15 protein-coding genes and 1 riboswitch are annotated in these 15,816 nt (G+C 72.7%); of the genes, 1 reads left to right on the top strand and 14 read right to left on the bottom strand.

The window, feature by feature from the left end; genetic code table 11:
• The gene (locus tag ESG85_RS15510; protein ID WP_128979628.1) at window positions 1-999 is read right to left on the bottom strand and encodes a M23 family metallopeptidase; all 999 of its coding nucleotides are present in this window, start codon (window positions 997-999) and stop codon (window positions 1-3) included.
• Between the two features lie 4 nt (window positions 1,000-1,003).
• Window positions 1,004-1,156: riboswitch (cyclic di-AMP (ydaO/yuaA leader) on the bottom strand.
• 373 nt (window positions 1,157-1,529) lie between these two features.
• Here ESG85_RS15510 and ESG85_RS15505 point away from each other — a divergent pair.
• Complete coding sequence (locus ESG85_RS15505) at window positions 1,530-2,327, top strand: tyrosine-protein phosphatase (protein WP_164986249.1); 798 nt, start codon at window positions 1,530-1,532, stop codon at window positions 2,325-2,327.
• 44 nt (window positions 2,328-2,371) lie between these two features.
• On the opposite strand, the gene ESG85_RS35000 is transcribed toward ESG85_RS15505, so the two are convergent.
• The 13 genes from ESG85_RS35000 to ESG85_RS15445 all read right to left on the bottom strand — a co-directional run bounded on the left by ESG85_RS35000 (window position 2,372) and on the right by ESG85_RS15445 (window position 15,803).
• Window positions 2,372-2,527, bottom strand: coding sequence for a DUF6126 family protein (locus ESG85_RS35000; RefSeq protein ID WP_164986248.1), 156 nt, complete (start codon window positions 2,525-2,527; stop codon window positions 2,372-2,374).
• Window positions 2,528-2,545: 18 nt separating this feature from the next.
• Window positions 2,546-3,175 (bottom strand): helix-turn-helix domain-containing protein, encoded by a 630-nt coding sequence (locus ESG85_RS15500; RefSeq protein ID WP_128979625.1) that lies wholly within the window; start codon window positions 3,173-3,175, stop codon window positions 2,546-2,548.
• Window positions 3,176-3,250: 75 nt separating this feature from the next.
• A complete protein-coding gene (locus tag ESG85_RS15495) occupies window positions 3,251-4,651 on the bottom strand; it encodes an aspartate aminotransferase family protein (protein ID WP_128979622.1) in 1,401 nt (466 codons plus the stop codon).
• A gap of 7 nt (window positions 4,652-4,658) precedes the next feature.
• Window positions 4,659-5,678, bottom strand: coding sequence for an adenosyl-hopene transferase HpnH (gene hpnH / locus ESG85_RS15490; protein WP_128979620.1), 1,020 nt, complete (start codon window positions 5,676-5,678; stop codon window positions 4,659-4,661).
• 7 nt (window positions 5,679-5,685) lie between these two features.
• Window positions 5,686-6,339, bottom strand: coding sequence for a phosphorylase family protein (locus ESG85_RS15485; RefSeq protein ID WP_128979618.1), 654 nt, complete (start codon window positions 6,337-6,339; stop codon window positions 5,686-5,688).
• Complete coding sequence (gene shc, locus ESG85_RS15480) at window positions 6,339-8,324, bottom strand: squalene--hopene cyclase (RefSeq protein WP_128979616.1); 1,986 nt, start codon at window positions 8,322-8,324, stop codon at window positions 6,339-6,341. Before shc ends, ESG85_RS15485 begins: the two co-directional genes overlap by 1 nt.
• A 119-nt stretch (window positions 8,325-8,443) precedes the next feature.
• Window positions 8,444-9,544, bottom strand: coding sequence for a polyprenyl synthetase family protein (locus ESG85_RS15475; protein WP_128979614.1), 1,101 nt, complete (start codon window positions 9,542-9,544; stop codon window positions 8,444-8,446).
• Window positions 9,541-10,968, bottom strand: coding sequence for a hydroxysqualene dehydroxylase HpnE (hpnE, locus tag ESG85_RS15470; protein ID WP_128979613.1), 1,428 nt, complete (start codon window positions 10,966-10,968; stop codon window positions 9,541-9,543). The genes ESG85_RS15475 and hpnE overlap by 4 nt, the downstream gene beginning before the upstream one ends.
• Before the next feature lie 154 nt (window positions 10,969-11,122).
• Window positions 11,123-12,073 (bottom strand): presqualene diphosphate synthase HpnD, encoded by a 951-nt coding sequence (gene hpnD, locus ESG85_RS15465; RefSeq protein WP_181019039.1) that lies wholly within the window; start codon window positions 12,071-12,073, stop codon window positions 11,123-11,125.
• Window positions 12,070-12,972, bottom strand: coding sequence for a squalene synthase HpnC (gene hpnC / locus ESG85_RS15460; protein WP_128979712.1), 903 nt, complete (start codon window positions 12,970-12,972; stop codon window positions 12,070-12,072). Before hpnC ends, hpnD begins: the two co-directional genes overlap by 4 nt.
• Window positions 12,973-13,319: 347 nt before the next feature.
• Window positions 13,320-13,964, bottom strand: a complete 645-nt coding sequence (locus tag ESG85_RS15455; protein ID WP_128979611.1) for a TetR/AcrR family transcriptional regulator — start codon at window positions 13,962-13,964, stop codon at window positions 13,320-13,322.
• Window positions 13,965-14,095: 131 nt separating this feature from the next.
• A complete protein-coding gene (locus ESG85_RS15450; RefSeq protein ID WP_128979609.1) occupies window positions 14,096-14,881 on the bottom strand; it encodes an ABC transporter ATP-binding protein in 786 nt (261 codons plus the stop codon).
• Complete coding sequence (locus ESG85_RS15445) at window positions 14,874-15,803, bottom strand: ABC transporter permease (RefSeq protein ID WP_128979607.1); 930 nt, start codon at window positions 15,801-15,803, stop codon at window positions 14,874-14,876. The genes ESG85_RS15450 and ESG85_RS15445 overlap by 8 nt, the downstream gene beginning before the upstream one ends.
• Between the last annotated feature and the right edge of the window lie 13 nt (window positions 15,804-15,816).

Genomic DNA, 15,816 nt, shown 5'->3' with positions numbered 1-15,816 from the left:
TCAGATGCTCACGCCGTGCCGGCGCAGGTAGGCCAGCGGGTCGATGTCGGCGCCGTAGCTCGGGCCGGTGCGGATCTCGAAGTGGAGGTGCGGGCCGGTGGAGTTGCCGGTCGAACCGGAGAGGCCGATCTGCTGGCCGCCGCTCACGGACTGGCCGGCGGAGACGGACAGCGAGGAGAGGTGGGCGTACTGGGAGTACGTGCCGTCGGCGTGCTTGATGACGACCTCGTTGCCGTAGGCGCCGCTCCAGCCGGCGGAGTGCACGGTGCCGGGGCCGACCGCGCGGACGGTGGTGCCGGAGGAGGCGATGAAGTCGGCACCGGTGTGGTAGCCGGAGGACCACATCGAGCCGGAGGCCCGGTACGGGGTGGAGATGCCTCCGGCGACGGGGGCGACCCAGCCGGAGGAGCTGGCGGCACCGGCCGAGGAGGACGAGGAAGAGGACGACGAGGAGGAGGCCGCGTCCGGGGAGGAGACGGCGGCGGCCGGGGCCGAGGCGCGCTCGCCGCCGCGGGAGGCGCGGCCGGGCGCGGTGTCGCCGTTCTTGCCGGAGCTCTTGGGGGTGGCGGCCTTGGCGGCGGGCTTGGGAGCGGCGGCCTGGGGAGCGGGTGCGGCCTTGGCGGTGTTCCTGGCGCCGAGGGTGAGCTCCATGCCGGGGAGGATCAGCGAGGGGTTCTCGCCGACGACCTGGCGGTTGTCGCGGTAGAGCTTCTGCCAGCCGCCGGCGAGGTGGTGCTCGGCGGCGATCTTCGACAGGTAGTCGCCGCGCACGACGGTGTACGTCGTGACCTTGGCCGGGGGCTTGGCGGGGGTCGCGGCGGCGTGGGCAGCGGCGGCGGCGATCTGCTGCGGGGCGGCGGGGGCGGTCTGCTCGGCGGCGTGCGCGCCGGTGGCGCCGATCAGCGGGAGGGCGACGACGGCGCCTCCGGCGCCGGCGGCCACGATCCCGCGGGTGATCGGGGTGACCTTGGGACGGCGGTGCTTACCCTTCGCGGGCATGGCGAATTCCTCTCCGTCGCCTGCGAGGTGAGCTGTCGGGTTCGGACTGGAGATGTCCGGCCGCGCGGTCACGCGGCTTCACCCCGAGCCGTCCTTTCGAGGGATCGGCGTCTTACCTGGGTCCCCCGCTCCTGCCGTGTACGGGTGGGTGCGGATTCCGGTCGGCGGCAGGATTAGGCGGTCCGTCCGGAGTGAGCGCGACGCTAGACGAGCGAGGACGACGAGAACAAGCCGCCGGTTCCATGGAATCGGCCACCGCGTGAATTCCGGCCGGAATTCCGGTCACCCTCCGTCGATGACGGCCTTTCGATTCGCCTTTGCCGAAGGGAATTTGGAAAAGACGATCAGCCACGGTCCGTCACGCGTATGACGCTGCTCACGCCCCGAAGCCCATCTCCCCTGCAACCAGGGCGGCTTATGTCCAATCAGTCAATTCGGACAGTTCACCCATTCCCTCCCGATGGGGTGTATGCACAGCCCCGCAGCCATGATGATTGCCCCAGGAACCGATCTCGACAGCAGGAGCAACCGTGACGCAAGCGACGACCGAGCCCGAGCTCACCGGCGTGCGCAACTTCCGCGACCTCGGCGGACTGCCGACCATGGACGGCCTGTCCGTGCGCCCCGGGCAGCTGTTCCGCAGCGGCCACCTCGCCCACGCCACGACGGAGGACGCGGAGTTCCTCGCCACCCTGGGTCTGCACACCGTCTTCGACTTCCGCAACGAGGCCGACCTGAGCATCGAGGGCCCGGACGTCGATCTTCCCGGCGTGCGGAACGTGAACATACCCCTGAGCGACCCGGCCGACGGCAAGGAGTTCTGGCGACTGGTCCGCACCGGGGACCTGGCCCAGCTGCGCGAGCTGCTCGGCGACGGGAAGGCCGCCGCCAGGATGTCCGATTCGTACCGGAAGATGGTCATCGGCAAGACCGCGGAGCACAGCCGCATCCTGCACGCGATGGCCGAGGACAGCGTCCCCGCCCTGATGCACTGCGCGGCCGGCAAGGACCGGGCAGGTCTCGCCATCGCGATCTCGCTGCTCGCGGTGCGCGTGGAGCGCGAGGCCATCGAGGAGGACTACCTGAAGTCCAACGCCCCGCACCGCCGCTACAAGGTGCAGCGCAGCTCCACCGCCCCGGACGCGATGTCGCCGGAGGTGATGGAGCTGCTGAGCCCGCTGTTCGACGCGCGGGTGGAGTACCTGCGGGCCGCCTTCGACGCCGTCGAGGAGACCTGGGGCTCGGTCGACGCCTACCTGGCGGAGGGCCTGCGGCTCGCCCCGGAGACCCGTGAGCGGCTGCGCGAGCGACTGCTCGCCGGCGCGTAGCCACCTGGGGCGGGCCCTGGGAGGGGCCCGCCCCTGAGGTTCCCCTACTGGTTCTGCGCGCCCAGGGCGAACAGCAGGTAGAGGAACGCGGCGAAGAGGTGGCCGGCGACCAGGTAGGCGAAGAGCCTGAGCACCAGGCCCTTGGGGAACTTGCCGCCACCGCGCTCCTCGCCGGTGACCGGTGCGGACTTCTCGGACATGTCGATCCCTTCTGGGGGTCAGCGGCGGTGCGGAACGCCGTCGCCGAGGCACAGCTCGGCGGCGGGGCTCTGCAGCAGCGTGTGGACGAACAGCAGCTCGGCGCCGCCGCGGGTGGCGGCGCCGATGCGGTGCGGGGTGAGCGAGTCGAAGTGCGCGCTGTCCCCCGGGTCGAGGACGTGCACGGCGTCGCCGAGCGCGAGCCTCACCCGGCCCTCGATGACGTGGATCCACTCCTCGCCCGGGTGGACCCGGACGATGTCGGCACTGGTGGCGTACGGCACGTGGACGCGCAGCGCCTGCAGGGCGCGGCCGGCCCCGCCCGCGGGGCGGTAGACCCAGCCGTCGGCCTCGACGGCCTCGGCCTTGTCACCGCGGATCACCGGGTCACGCTCGGGCGGGACCTCGCCGAGCAGCTCGGAGACCGTCGTACCGTAGATACGGGCGAGCGCGAGCAGCATGGGCAGCGAGGGCTGCCGGTGGCCCGTCTCCAGGCGGGACAGGTGCGCCGGGGAGAGGCCGGCCCGCTGGGCGGCGGCCTCCAGGGTGAGCCCGCGCCGACGGCGCAGTCCGCGCAGCTGGGGAGCGACGTCGGGCAGGACGTCGGCGACGGCGGGAACCGGGGCGGAGCCCTCGGGGACGTGGTCCATGCGTCCATTCCGCCAGGATCTTTCCTCTGGGGCAAATTTCTTGCCCCAGAGGCAAAACCCGGGAACCGGTTTCGGTCAGCGCTGCGCGACGGCCTGCTTGACCAGTGTCTTTCCGAAGTCCCACATCAGTCCGCCGCCGCCGTGGGCGTCGTCCATCACGGCCGTGAAGGCGGTCACGAAGCGGTCGACGTCCGCCTCGTCGACGACCAGCGGCGGGATCAGCTTGATCACCTCCAGGTGGTCCCCCGACACCTGGGTCAGGATGTGGTGCCGCTGCAGCAGCGGGACCACGACCATCTGGGCGAAGAGCCCCTTGCGGGCCGCCTGGAGCATCGTCCAGCGACTGCGCAGGCCCAGCGAGGACGGCCGGCCGAACTCGATGCCGATCATCAGGCCCCGGCCCCGGATCTCCTTGAGCAGCTCGTAGCGCGGTACGAGCTCGCGCAGCTGGCCGGCGAGCAGGTCGCCGATCCGGCGGACGTGCGCCACCGTCCCCTCGGCCTCCATCACCGAGAGCACCGCGAGCCCCGCCGCCATGGCCTGGGCGTTCGCGCCGAAGCTCGCCGAGTGGACCAGCACCCGGTCCATCGACGAGTAGACCTTCCGGAAGATCCAGTCCTTGCCGAGGGTGGCGCCGACCGGCACGTAGCCGCCGGAGAGCGCCTTGGCGACGCAGACCAGGTCGGGCTCGACGCCGTCCTCGTGCTGGTACGCGTAGAAGTCGCCGGTCCTGCCGAGGCCGGTCTGCACCTCGTCGGCGATCAGCAGGGCGCCGTGCCGGTGCAGGAGCTCCTGGGCGGCCCGCAGGAAGCCCGGCGGGGACTCGTGGACGCCCTTGCCCTGGATGGGCTCGACGACGAATCCGGCCACGTCGCCCCCGCGCAGCTCCCGCTCCAGCGCCTCCAGGTCGCCCAGCGCGATCGCGGTGTCGGGAAGCAGCGGCCCGAAGCCGTCCCGGAAGCCGCTCTCGCCGTTGACGGAGAGCGAGCCCGTGGTCAGCCCGTGGAAGGCGTGGGAGCAGTAGACGATCCTCGGCCTGCCGGTGGCGTACCGGGCGAACTTGAGGGCGGTCTCGACGGCCTCCGTGCCGCTGTTGCCGAAGAAGACCCGGTCGAGGTGCGGGCTGTGCGCGAGGAGCTTCTCGGCGAGGAGTCCGGGCAGCGGCGGGCAGTCGAAGCGGGTGAGGTCCGCGAGCCGGGCGTCGAGGACGTCGTGGAGCGCCCGCCGGACGACGGGGTGGTGCCGTCCGAGGCCCATGACGCCGAAGCCGGCGAGCATGTCGAGGTGGTCGTTGCCGTCGGCGTCCCAGAAGTGGGCGCCCTCGGCCCGCTCGTAGACCTTGTCGAAGCCGATGGTGTGCAGCATCCGCGGGAGCTGCGGGTTGAGGTGGCGGGCGTGCAGTTCGTAGCGCTCGCCGCCTCGCTCGGCGAGCAGCGCCCGCAGGTCGAAGCCGCCGGTGCCGGACCCGTCCGTCATGACCGGTTCACCCGTTCCCGGAGACGGTCTCGCGGACCGCGCGCAGCGACTCCTTGAGCGAGCCCATGGTGGCGAGGACGGCGGTGGGCTCGTAGCCGCAGTGCGCCATGCAGTTGGCGCAGCGCGGGTCCTTGCCGCGGCCGTACTTGTCCCAGTCCGTCTCCTCGATGAGCTCGCGGTACGTCGGGACGTAGCCGTCACTCATCAGATAGCAGGGGCGCTGCCACCCGAAGAGGGAGTAGTTGGGGATCGCCCACGCGGTGCAGGGGAAATCGGCCTTGCCTTCGAGGAAGTCCAGGAAGAGCGGCGAGTGGTTGAGCCGCCAGCGCCGGCGGTTTCCGCCCGCGAACGCCTTCCTGAAGAGTTCCCTGGTCTGTTCCACGCCGAGGAAGTGCTCCTGGTCGGGAGCCTTCTCGTAGGCGTAGGCGGGGGAGATCATCATTTCGTCGACCTTGAGGTCGTCGTTGAGGTAGTTGAGCACCTCGATGATCGTCTGCGGGGTGTCGGTGTTGAAGAAGGTCGAATTGGTGGTGACCCGGAAGCCGCGCCGCTTGGCCTCCTTGATCGCCGCCACCGCCTCGTCGAACACGCCCTCCTTCGCGACCGACTCGTCGTGCCGTTCCCGCAGTCCGTCGATGTGCACGGCGAAGGCGAAATACGGCGAGGGCGTGAATTCGTCCAGCTTCTTGCGCAGCAGCATGGCGTTGGTGCACAGGAAGACGTACTTGCGCTTGGCCACCAGCTGGCGGACGATCTCGTCGATCTGAGGGTGCATCAGCGGTTCGCCGCCGGCGATGGAGACCATCGGCGCCCCGGACTCCAGGACCGCGCCGACCGCCTGGGCGACCGGCATCCGCTGCTTGAGGACGCCGGCGGGGTGCTGGATCTTGCCGCAGCCCTCGCACTTGAGGTTGCAGGCGAACAGCGGCTCGAGCTCGACGATCAGTGGGAACTTGTCCCGCTTGCGGAGCTTCTGTTCGAAGAGGTAGGTCCCGACCCGGACGGACTGACGGAGCGGCATGGCCATAACTCGCTCACCTCCTGGGGAGCAGCAAAGAACGGTGCCATTCGGAGAATGCGGGAAGGACCGCACGAAGAACACGGAAGGCCGATATTCCCCCGCGCACCGTGCCGATCCGGACCAGTTCGTGTTCCGGAGCGTCCACGACCACCCGTACGGCCGCAACCGGGCGCGGTCCGGCGGCCACGGCGGTGCTCAGGGTGGCGGCGGACTCCATGTCGACGGCGATCGCCCCGTCGGCGAGCAGCGCCGCCCGCTCGGGGCCGCGGACCACGTGGTCGGATCCGGTGAGCGGGCCGGTGTGGACGGTGCGCCCGGGCAGCGTCCTGACCAGCGCCTTCACCAGGAGTCCGGTGCCGACGCAGGCGAGGGTGCCGTCGGGGCCGCGGGTCTCCTCGGCGACGATCAGATCGCCGGGGTGCATGCCCGGCGCGAGCCCCGCGCAGAAGCCGGAGGCGATGACGGCGGCGTCCCGCCAGGGCTCGCGCCCGAGGACCCGGGAGACCGCCCGGCGCGCCTGCGCCGGGCCCATCCCGGTCCGTACCACGGTCACGGGCGCGGGTGCCCCGCCCCGGTCGCCGCTGCGCAGCGCCAGCTTCTCGATGCCGAGCGCGCAGGCGACGAGCAGCGGCGGTACGGCGGCCCCGGCGGCCGGCTCCTTGTCCATCAGCGGCCCTCCCGGCCGTGCGGGACGGGCTCGCCGTTCACGTAGCGGCCGAGCGCGGTGAGCGGGAAGACCTGGCGGTAGAGGTGGTAGTTGATGGAGAAGTCCCAGGGGAAGCCGGTGCCGGTGAAGTACGGCTCGTCCCAGGAGCCGTCCTCCCGCTGTGTGCGGACCAGCCAGGCGACGCCGCGGCGGACCGCCTCGGACTCGCGTTCGCCGGCCGCGAGCAGCGCGAGCAGCGCCCAGGCGGTCTGGGAGGCGGTGGAGGCGCCGTGGCCGATCCACCGCTGCTCGTGGTAGGAGCGCAGGTCCTCGCCCCAGCCGCCGTCCTCGTTCTGCACGGACTCCAGCCAGCCGACGGCCCGCCGGATCGCCGGGTGACCGCGGGGGACGCCCGCGGCGGTGAGGGCCGGGACCACGGACCCGGTGCCGTAGACGTAGTTGACGCCCCAGCGGCCGAACCAGGCGCCGCAGGGCTCCTGTTCGGCGAGCAGCCAGGCGACGCCCCGGCGGGTGCTCGGGTGGTCGGCCCGGCCCTCGTGGGCGAGCATCTCCACGACGTGGGCGGTGACGTCGGCCGAGGGCGGGTCGACGACCTCGCCGAAGTCGCAGAACGGCAGCCGGTTGGGGAGGGGGCTGGTGTTGTCGGCGTCGAAGGCGCCCCAGGCGCCGTTCTTCGACTGCATGCCGAGGGTCCAGCGGCCGCCGCGGGCGACGGCCGCGTCCACCCGGGCCGGGTCGGGGTGCCTGACCCGGCGGAGCGCGAGGATCACCTCGGCGGTGTCGTCGATGTCCGGGTAGTTGTCGTTGTGGAACTCGAACGCCCAGCCACCCGGAGGGAGTTGGGGCCTGCGGACGGCCCAGTCGCCGGTGCGGACGATCTCCTCGCCGAGCATCCAGTCGGCGGCCTTGACGAGCGCGGGGTGGTCGGGCCGTACGCCGGCGTCGGCGAGGGCGATGGTGGCGAGGCAGGTGTCCCAGACCGGGGACTGGCAGGCCTCGACCATGCGGGCGCCGTCCTCGCGCCACACGGCGAAGCGGTCGAGGGACTCCAGCCCGGCCCGCATCACGGGGTGCTTCAGGTCGTAGCCGAGGAGGTGGAGGGCGATGATCGAGTAGACGGCGGGCGGCTGGATGCCGCCCCAGCAGCCGTCGTTCTCCTGCCGCTCGACGATCCAGCGGGCGGCGACGTTCATGGCGGCCTTGCGGAGCCGGCGCGGCGCGACCTTGCGGTAGAGGTGCAGTCCCTTGTCGACGCGCTGGAAGAAGCCGTCCCAACTCGCCGCGGGGGCCAGGGGTTTCCCCGGGTTGGGGCGGGCCGGGTCGGTGTGCAGCTCGTCGAGGCCGAAAGGGGCCGGGCGGACCGGCCGCTTGGCGGAGACGACGGTGAGCGGCACGATCGTCTGCCGGGCCCAGCAGCCGAAGTCGTAGATGTTGAGCGGGAACCAGCTCGGCAGGAACACCAGCTCGGGCGGCAGCTCGGGCAGGTCCTCCCAGCGCCACCAGCCGAAGAGGGCGAGCCAGATCCGGGTGAAGACGCGGGCCTCGGCGATGCCGCCTCGGGCGCGGACCCAGGCGGAGGCGCGGGCCATGTGCGGGGCGTCGGGCGCGTCCCCGGCGAGGCGCAGGGCGACGTACGCCTCGACGGTGGCGGAGAGGTCGCCGGGCCCTCCGTAGAAGGTGGTCCAGGCGCCGTCCTCGCGCTGTTCGCCGCGGATGAAGAGGGCCGCGGCGCGGGTGGTGTCCGGGTCGAGGATCCCCAGGAACTGCCGGAGCAGCAGGTCCTCGGCGTCCATGGTGACGTTGGTCTCCAGGTCGCCCTTCCACCAGCCCTCGGCGTCCTGGCGGCCGAGGAGGTGGTCGACGGATCGTTCCGCCGCGGCGGCGGCGGCCTCGTCGAGGTCCGCCGGGGTGGTGGTGGTCGTGTCGCTGGCCGCGGCCGCCCGGGGACCCACGGCCCCGGCGCTCCCGTCGGTCGTCGCTGTCATGGCTTCCCCTTCGTGCAGGCGGTGTACTTCGTCGTACGTTCTGCTTCTTCGGGTCTGCCGTCGTCCGGTGCCGGACGGCACCGGACGGCGACTGCGCACTCATATCAGGGCGATGGTGATCATCTCTTCCGTACGACGACGAAGTCGGCCAGCGCCGTGAGCTGTTCCCGGACGTGGGCCGGCAGGTCCACGTCGTGCAGGGCACGAACGGCGACGGCGTGCTGGCGGCGGGCCTCCTGGGAGGTCCACTCCCGGCCGCCGGCCTCCTCGATGAGGGCGGCGCGGGTGGCGAACTCCTCCTCCGAGAAGGAGTCGAAGTCGGTGCTCTTGGCGTCGGCGGCGAGCAGCCTGCCGAGTCGCTCGGAGGCCGGGCCGCCGGCCGCGAGCGCGGCGACGACCGGCAGCGACTTCTTGCGCTGGCGCAGGTCGGACCAGGTCTGCTTGCCGGTGGCCTCCGGGTCGCCCCAGATGCCGAGGAGGTCGTCGACCGCCTGGAAGGCGAGGCCCAGGTGGTAGCCGTACTCCTCCAGCTTGTCGGCCGTGCGGTCGTCGGCGCCGCCGAGGACGGCGCCGATGGAGACGGCGCAGGCGAGGAGGGCGCCGGTCTTGTTGCCCTCCATCTCCAGGCACTCCTCGACGGTGACCCGCTCGCGGTGCTCGTAGCTGATGTCCTGGGCCTGGCCGTCGATGAGCTTGCGGGTGGCCGTGGTCAGCCGGCGGGTGGCCCGGCCGGCCTCGACGGTGCCGATCTCGAGGAGCAGCTCGTTGGCGAGGGCGAACAGGGCGTCGCCGACCAGGATGGCCTGGGCGGGGCCGTGCACCTTCCACACGGTGTCGCGGTGGCGGCGCTGCTCGTCGCCGTCCATCAGGTCGTCGTGGAGCAGCGAGAAGTTGTGCACGAGCTCCACGGCGACGGCGCCGGGGATGCCGACCTCGGGCGCGGCGCCCGCCGCCTCGGCGGAGATCAGGGCGAGCGCGGGCCGGACGGCCTTGCCGCTGTCGCCCTCGGTCGGGTTGCCCTGGGCGTCGATCCAGCCGAAGTGGTAGGCGGCCACGGTGTCCATGGGCGGCGCGAGGCGGTCGACGGCCGCCCGCATGACGGGCGTGGACAGGGCGCGGCCCCGCTCCAGCAGTGCGGCGACGTCCGCGGTGTCGACCGCCGGACTCCCCGGGGGCACAGTCGGCACGGTTTCTCCTCTGGTTCCGGTACTCACACTCATGCCGCCTCCTGTAGCGGGTGGTCGTGGTGGCGGCCGAGGGCGGAGAGTGCGGCGCCCGCGGCGCTGAAGCCGCTGCGGACGGCACCCTCCATGGTCGCGGGCCAGCCGGTGGCGGTCCAGGCGCCCGCCAGGTACAGGCCGGGTGCATGGGTGCGGGCGCCGGGGCGGAGCCGGCCGACGCCTGGGGTCGGGTCGAACGTGGCGGTCCGCTCGCGAGTGACGAAGAAGTCCCGGATCCCGGCGCCCCGGGCGGCGGGCAGCAGCCGCTCCAGCTCCGGGAGGTAGCGCTCGCGGAGCGCGGCGACGGGTTCGTCGATGTCGTCGTGGGCGGCGGACTGGGAGACGGCGAGGTACTGCCCGCCACCGGTGAGCCCGGAGGAACCGGTGCGGTCGAAGACCCACTGGACCGGGGAGCCGAGCGCGGTGAAGAAGGGCTGCCGCAGCACCTTCCGGTCGTAGACGACGTGCAGGTTGAGGATGGGGGCGGTGCCGATGTCGAGGAGCCGGTCGGGGTCGTCGAGGGCGCCGTCGGGCAGGAGCGCGCGGGTCTCGCGCTGCGGGACGGCGAGGACGACGGCGTCGGCCTCCAGGGTCTCCCCCGGCACCCGCACGGTCCAGCGCCCGTCGTCGCCGCGGCTGATCCGCTCCGCCTTGGTGCGCAGCTCGGTGCGGACGCCGAGGGAGTCGAGGGCCTTGCGGGCGAGGGTGTCGTGGAGCTCGCCGAGCGGGACGTGCGCCCAGCCGATGTCGGCGGCGCCGGGCTCGGACAGCAGTCCGGTCTTGAAGACCATGGCCGCCAGGCCCATGGAGGCGCGCGGGGCGACGGCATTGAGGGTGGCGACGCCGACCAGGTCCCACAGGGCCTCGACGGCCCGTGCGGACTGGCCGTGCCGGCCGAGCCAGGTCGCGAAGTCGATGCCGTCGAGGGCGGGGTCGGCGGGGTCGAGCCGCTGCAGCGCGAGCGCGGCGCGGGCGACGGCCGCCCGCTCGGCGAGCGACAGGTGCGGGTAGGTGGCCAGGCTGCCGGCCAGGTGCAGCGGTACGGGCAGGCCGGTGCGCCGCAGCCGTCCGAGGCGGGGTCCGCGCGGATGCCCGACGTCCAGCACGGGCACGTCGAGCCGCGGCTGTACGGGGGCGAGGTGGGCACCGTCGACGCGCTCCAGGAACCACCGGTAGGCGGTGCAGCAGCGCAGGTAGACGTGCTGTCCGTTGTCGACGGTGAGGTCACCGCGCCGGAAGGAGAAGGCGAGGCCGCCGAGCCGCGGCCGTCCTTCGAGTAGCGTGACCCGCACGCCGCTCTCGGCGAGCCGCAGCGCGCACGTCACGCCGGCGAGCCCGCCGCCGACGACGACGGTGTGCTGCGGCGAGCCGCCGTGGCCGACGCCGGAGGCACCGCCCGCGACCCGCGTGTGATCGGCGGTCATGCGTCCTCCCGGACGTTCGTCACGCTCAGGGACGCGGGGCCGCCCGACGGGGTTGACCGGTGGCACCGCCGCCGGTCAGGAGAGGCCGGCGACGGCGAGGAGGGAGCCGGGGCCGCGCCCCGGACCCCGCCGCGCCGGCCGGCGCGCGGAGCCGTCACGCCGGCCTCCTCACCGCACGCCGCGAGACGTGCCGCGTGTCCAGCCCGGACAGCCCGCGGACGGCGACGTACGCCTTCTCCCGTCCCGGGAGCGAGACGCGCCCGCGCAGCACGGCCGCCGGGTCGCGCTCGATCCGGTCGAGCAGCCGGCGGTAGATGCCGGCCATGGCGGCCACGCACGCCCCGCTGCGCCGGTCGAGCATCGGCAGCAGCCGGTAGCCCTCGGCGAAGAGCGCGCGGGCGCGCCGTACCTCGAAGTGCACGAGCCCCTCGAAGTCGGCCCCGGGCGACGGGGTGTCCGCGGCGAAGCCGTCGGAGCAGCCGAACTTGGCCAGGTCGTCGGCCGGCAGATAGGTGCGCCCGTTCCCGGCGTCCTCGCGGACGTCGCGCAGGATGTTGGTGAGCTGGAGGGCGAGGCCGAGGGTGTCGGCGTACTCGGCGGCGTGGTCGGCCTCGGCTGCGCCGGGCTGGGTGCCGAAGACGCCGAGCGAGAGCCGCCCGATCGCGCCGGCCACGCAGCGGCAGTAGACCTTGAGGTCGTCCCAGGTCTCGTAGGTCTCGCCGCGGACGTCCATCAGGACGCCGTCGATGAGCTCGTCGAGCCCGCCGAGCGGGATCGGGAAGCGGCGGGCGGTGTCGGCGAGGGCGACGGCCACCGGATCGGTGTCGTCCTCCTCGACCTCGCCGGCGCGGACGCGGCCGAGGATCGCGCGGGTGGCCTCGAGCCGGTCCTTCTTGTCGCCGGGGGCGAGCGGCCCGTCGCCGATGTCGTCGACGCGTCGCGAGAAGGCGTAGAGCGCCGACATGGCCTGCCGCTTCTCGGTCGGCAGCAGCCGGATCCCGTACGCGAAGTTGCGGGCCTGCTGTCCGGTCACGGCCTCGCAGTAGCTGTACGCGGCCTGGACCGGCGCGGACGGCTGCGACTGTCCCTCCACTGTGCGGCTCACCCCTCTCTCCGCGCCGCGAGCAGGACGGCGCCCGCCCGGCGCATCAGACTCGGTCGGTCGGCCTTGGGCGGCCCTGGCAGGACGTCGAAGCCGGCGGCGGCGATCGCGTCGAGTGCCGCGTACCCGCCGGCGGTGAAGCCGGCGAGGAGCAGCCGCAGCCGGCCGTGGACGCTGCCGACGAGCGGGGCGCCGGCGTCGAGCAGGGCGCGGGCCCGCTCGGCCTCGAAGGCGATCAGGGCGCGCACGGAGGCTCCGGCGGTGGGCCGTGCGAGGTCGTCCTCGGTCACGTGGAAGCGCTTGAGGTCCTCGGCGGGGAGGTAGATCCGGTCGCGTGCCAGGTCCTCGGCGACGTCCTGGAGGTGCTCGACGATCTGGAGCGCGGTGCAGATCGCGTCGGAGCGGCGGATCCGCTCGGGCGTCGCGGTGCCGGTGATGCCGAGTACGAGCCGGCCGACGGGGTTGGCGGAGAGCTCGCAGTAGGCGAGGAGGTCGTCGTAGGTCTCGTAGCGCCTGACCAGCTGGTCCTGGCGGTTGGCGGCGACGAGTCCGAGGAAGGGCCCGGGAGTGAGCCGGCACCGCTCGACGGTGGGGACGAGGGCGCGCAGCAGCGGGTGGCGGGGAGACCCGTCGGCGGGGTCGAAGACGCGTTCGAGGTCGGCCTCGAAGGCGTCGAGCATCGCGAGGCGGTCACCGGCCCGCTCGTCGGGCACGCCGAGCAGGCGGGCGTCCGCGCCGCCGGGCGCGAGGTCGCCGTCGCCGATGTCGTCGACGAGCCGGGCGAAGCCGTAGACGGCCATGAGGTCGTCGCGCCAGGCGCGCGGCAGGAAGAAGGGCGCCACGGGGAAGTTCTCGTCCGCGGCCTTGCCGAGTGTGGTGCGCGAGGAGGCGTCGGGGCGCATCTGCCGGGTGTCCGTCACCGGCCGCTGCCCGACGCGGGGACGGCGACACCCTCGTGGAGCTGGAGATTCTGCGTCATGGCCGTCACATCTCCCGTTCTACACCGCGGATCCAATCCATCCTATTTCGGACACGCCGCCGAGCCCTGCCCGTGGCTTCCGCCCCGTGCCGGGGCGCCGAGGGGTATCGCCCCACTTGCCGCGAAACAGACCGGTACAGCTTACGTGGTACGACGTATCGTGCCGCGCCGGGGGCCCGGGCGCCTGTCGGCGACACCGGCGGGTCGGTCAACCTTCCCGGAGCGGGCGGACGTTCACACGTCCTTGACGTTTCGTTCGAGCGCCGGAGGTCAGGGGTTGCGGGTGCCCGAGACCACCATCGCGAGGGTGGAGTCGACGACGTCGTCCCGGCGCTGGGCGGGCAGCCGGCGCAGCGGCCCTTCGAGGAGCAGCAGGGACAGGCCGTGGACGGCCGACCACGCGGCGGCGTCGGCGGCGGGCCGGGAGGCGCGCGGTGGCCGGGCGGTGGCGGCGACGGCCCCGAGGGCGTCGGTGAGCAGGGTGAAGGCGCGGACCTCGGCCGTGCCGCCCTCGGCCCCGTGGTCGCCGTCGCCCGGGGCGGTACGGGGCGCGCCGAACGCGGACCGGTAGAGGCCGGGCTGCTCGACGGCGAAGGCCACGTAGCCGCGGCAGACGGCGGCGAGCCGGGCCTCGGCGGCCAGGGCGGGGTCGTCGGCTCCGGGTACGCGGGCGGCGGCCCGTTCCATGGAGTCGGCGAGGGCCCGCCGGGCGTGGTCGCGGACGGCGGCGAGGAGCTCGCAGCGGCCTTCGAAGTGCCGGTAGGCGGCGGTGGGCGAGACGCCGACGCGACGGGCGGCCTCGCGCAGCACGACGCGCTCGGGACCTCCTTCGCAGGCGAGGTCGACGGCCGCGCCGATGAGGGCGTTGCGCAGGTCGCCGTGGTGGTAGGTCTTGCCTCCCGAGATCGCTGCCATGCGCTCATCCTGCCCGATGTTGACCGCATGAACATTCCGGGCGGCCGCCCGACGCGCGAGAACCGGACGTCCGTGGACACGAAACCGCCCCCGCCGGTCGGAGCGGCGGGGGCGGTGACGGTGAGGTGCGGCTACTTGCCGGTCTCGCGCTCGTAGGCGGCGATGACCTCGTCGGTCGGGCCGTCCATGAGCAGCTCGCCCTTCTCCAGCCAGAGCACGCGGTCGCAGGTGTCGCGGATCGACTTGTTGCTGTGGCTGACCAGGAAGACGGTGCCGGCCTCCTTGCGCAGCTCGCGGATCCGCGCCTCGGAGCGGATCTGGAACTTGCGGTCGCCGGTGGCGAGCGCCTCGTCGATCATGAGGACGTCGTGCTGCTTGGCGGCGGCGATGGCGAAGCGGAGCCGGGCGCCCATGCCGGACGAGTAGGTCCGCATCGGCAGCGAGATGAAGTCGCCCTTCTCGTTGATGCCGGAGAAGTCGACGATGTCCTGATACCGGCTCTTGATCTCCTCGCGGTCCATGCCCATGGCGAGACCGCCGAGGATCACGTTGCGCTCACCGGTGAGGTCGCTCATCAGCGCCGCGTTGACGCCGAGCAGCGAGGGCTGGCCGTCGGTGTAGACCTTGCCGCTCTCGGTGGGCAGCAGACCCGCGATGGCGCGCAGCAGGGTCGACTTGCCGGACCCGTTGGTGCCGATGAGGCCGATGGCCTCGCCGCGGTAGGCGGTGAAGGACACGCCGCGCACGGCGTGCACCTTGCGCACCCCGCGGTCGGTCTGGCCCTTGCGGCGCCGGATGATGCGGCTCAGCGCTGCGGTGGCGCTGCCCCTGCCGCCGCCGCCTCCGTTGACCCGGTACACGATGTGGACGTCGTCCGCGATGACGGTGGGCACCCGCCCCTGGTCGGTGTCAGCCACGGCCGTACCTCTCCTCGGCCTTCCAGAAGTAGACGAAGCCGCCCACGCCGATCACCACGGACCAGGCGAGGGTGGCGAACCAGACGTGCGGCGGGAGGTTGGAGCCGCCGTAGCCGTCGATCAGCGCGAACCGGATCAGGTCCATGTGGAGCGCGGCCGGGTTGTACTGGAGCAGGTCGGAGATCCAGGCGGGCTTGTCCTCCAGCATCACCGGGATGGAGAACATGACGCCGGACGCGTACATCCACGTGCGCATGATGAACGGCATCAGCTGCGCGAGGTCCGGGGTCTTGGCTCCCATGCGGGCCACGACCAGGGCGAGGCCGGCGTTGAACACGAACTGCAGGACCAGGGCCGGCACGACGAGCAGCCAGCTCGCCGACGGGTAGCTGCCGAAGATCACCGCCACGGCGACGAGGACCACCATCGAGAACAGCAGCTGCTGGAGCTGCTGGAGCGCGAAGGAGATCGGCAGCGAGGCCCGCGGGAAGTGCAGGGCCCGGACGAGCCCGAGGTTGCCGGAGATCGCGCGGACGCCGGCCATCACCGAGCTCTGGGTGAAGGTGAACACGAAGACGCCGGTGACCAGGAACGGGACGTAGACCTCCCGCGGCATGCCCCGGTCCGCACCGATGATCACGCCGAAGATCAGGAAGTACACGAACGCGTTGAGCAGCGGCGTGACGACCTGCCACACCTGGCCGAGCTTTGCCTGGCTGTACTGGGCGGTGAGTTTCGCCTGGGAGAACGCCAGGATGAAGTGCCGCCGGCCCCACAGCTGCCGGATGTACTCCCGGAGACCCGGTCGGGCGCCGCTGACCGAGAGCCCGTACTTGGCCGCCAGCTCGGCCGGGCTCAGGCCGTCGTCGGCGGACGGTCGGGCGCTCGTCACGACCCCACCGTCCTGGGATGTGTCACTCACAGTCGAAACTTTC

This window comes from Streptomyces roseicoloratus, assembly GCF_004117935.1.
Taxonomy (GTDB): domain Bacteria; phylum Actinomycetota; class Actinomycetes; order Streptomycetales; family Streptomycetaceae; genus Streptomyces; species Streptomyces roseicoloratus.
Note: the sequence above shows the minus strand (reverse complement) of the source record. Positions and strands in the feature narration are given on the sequence as shown.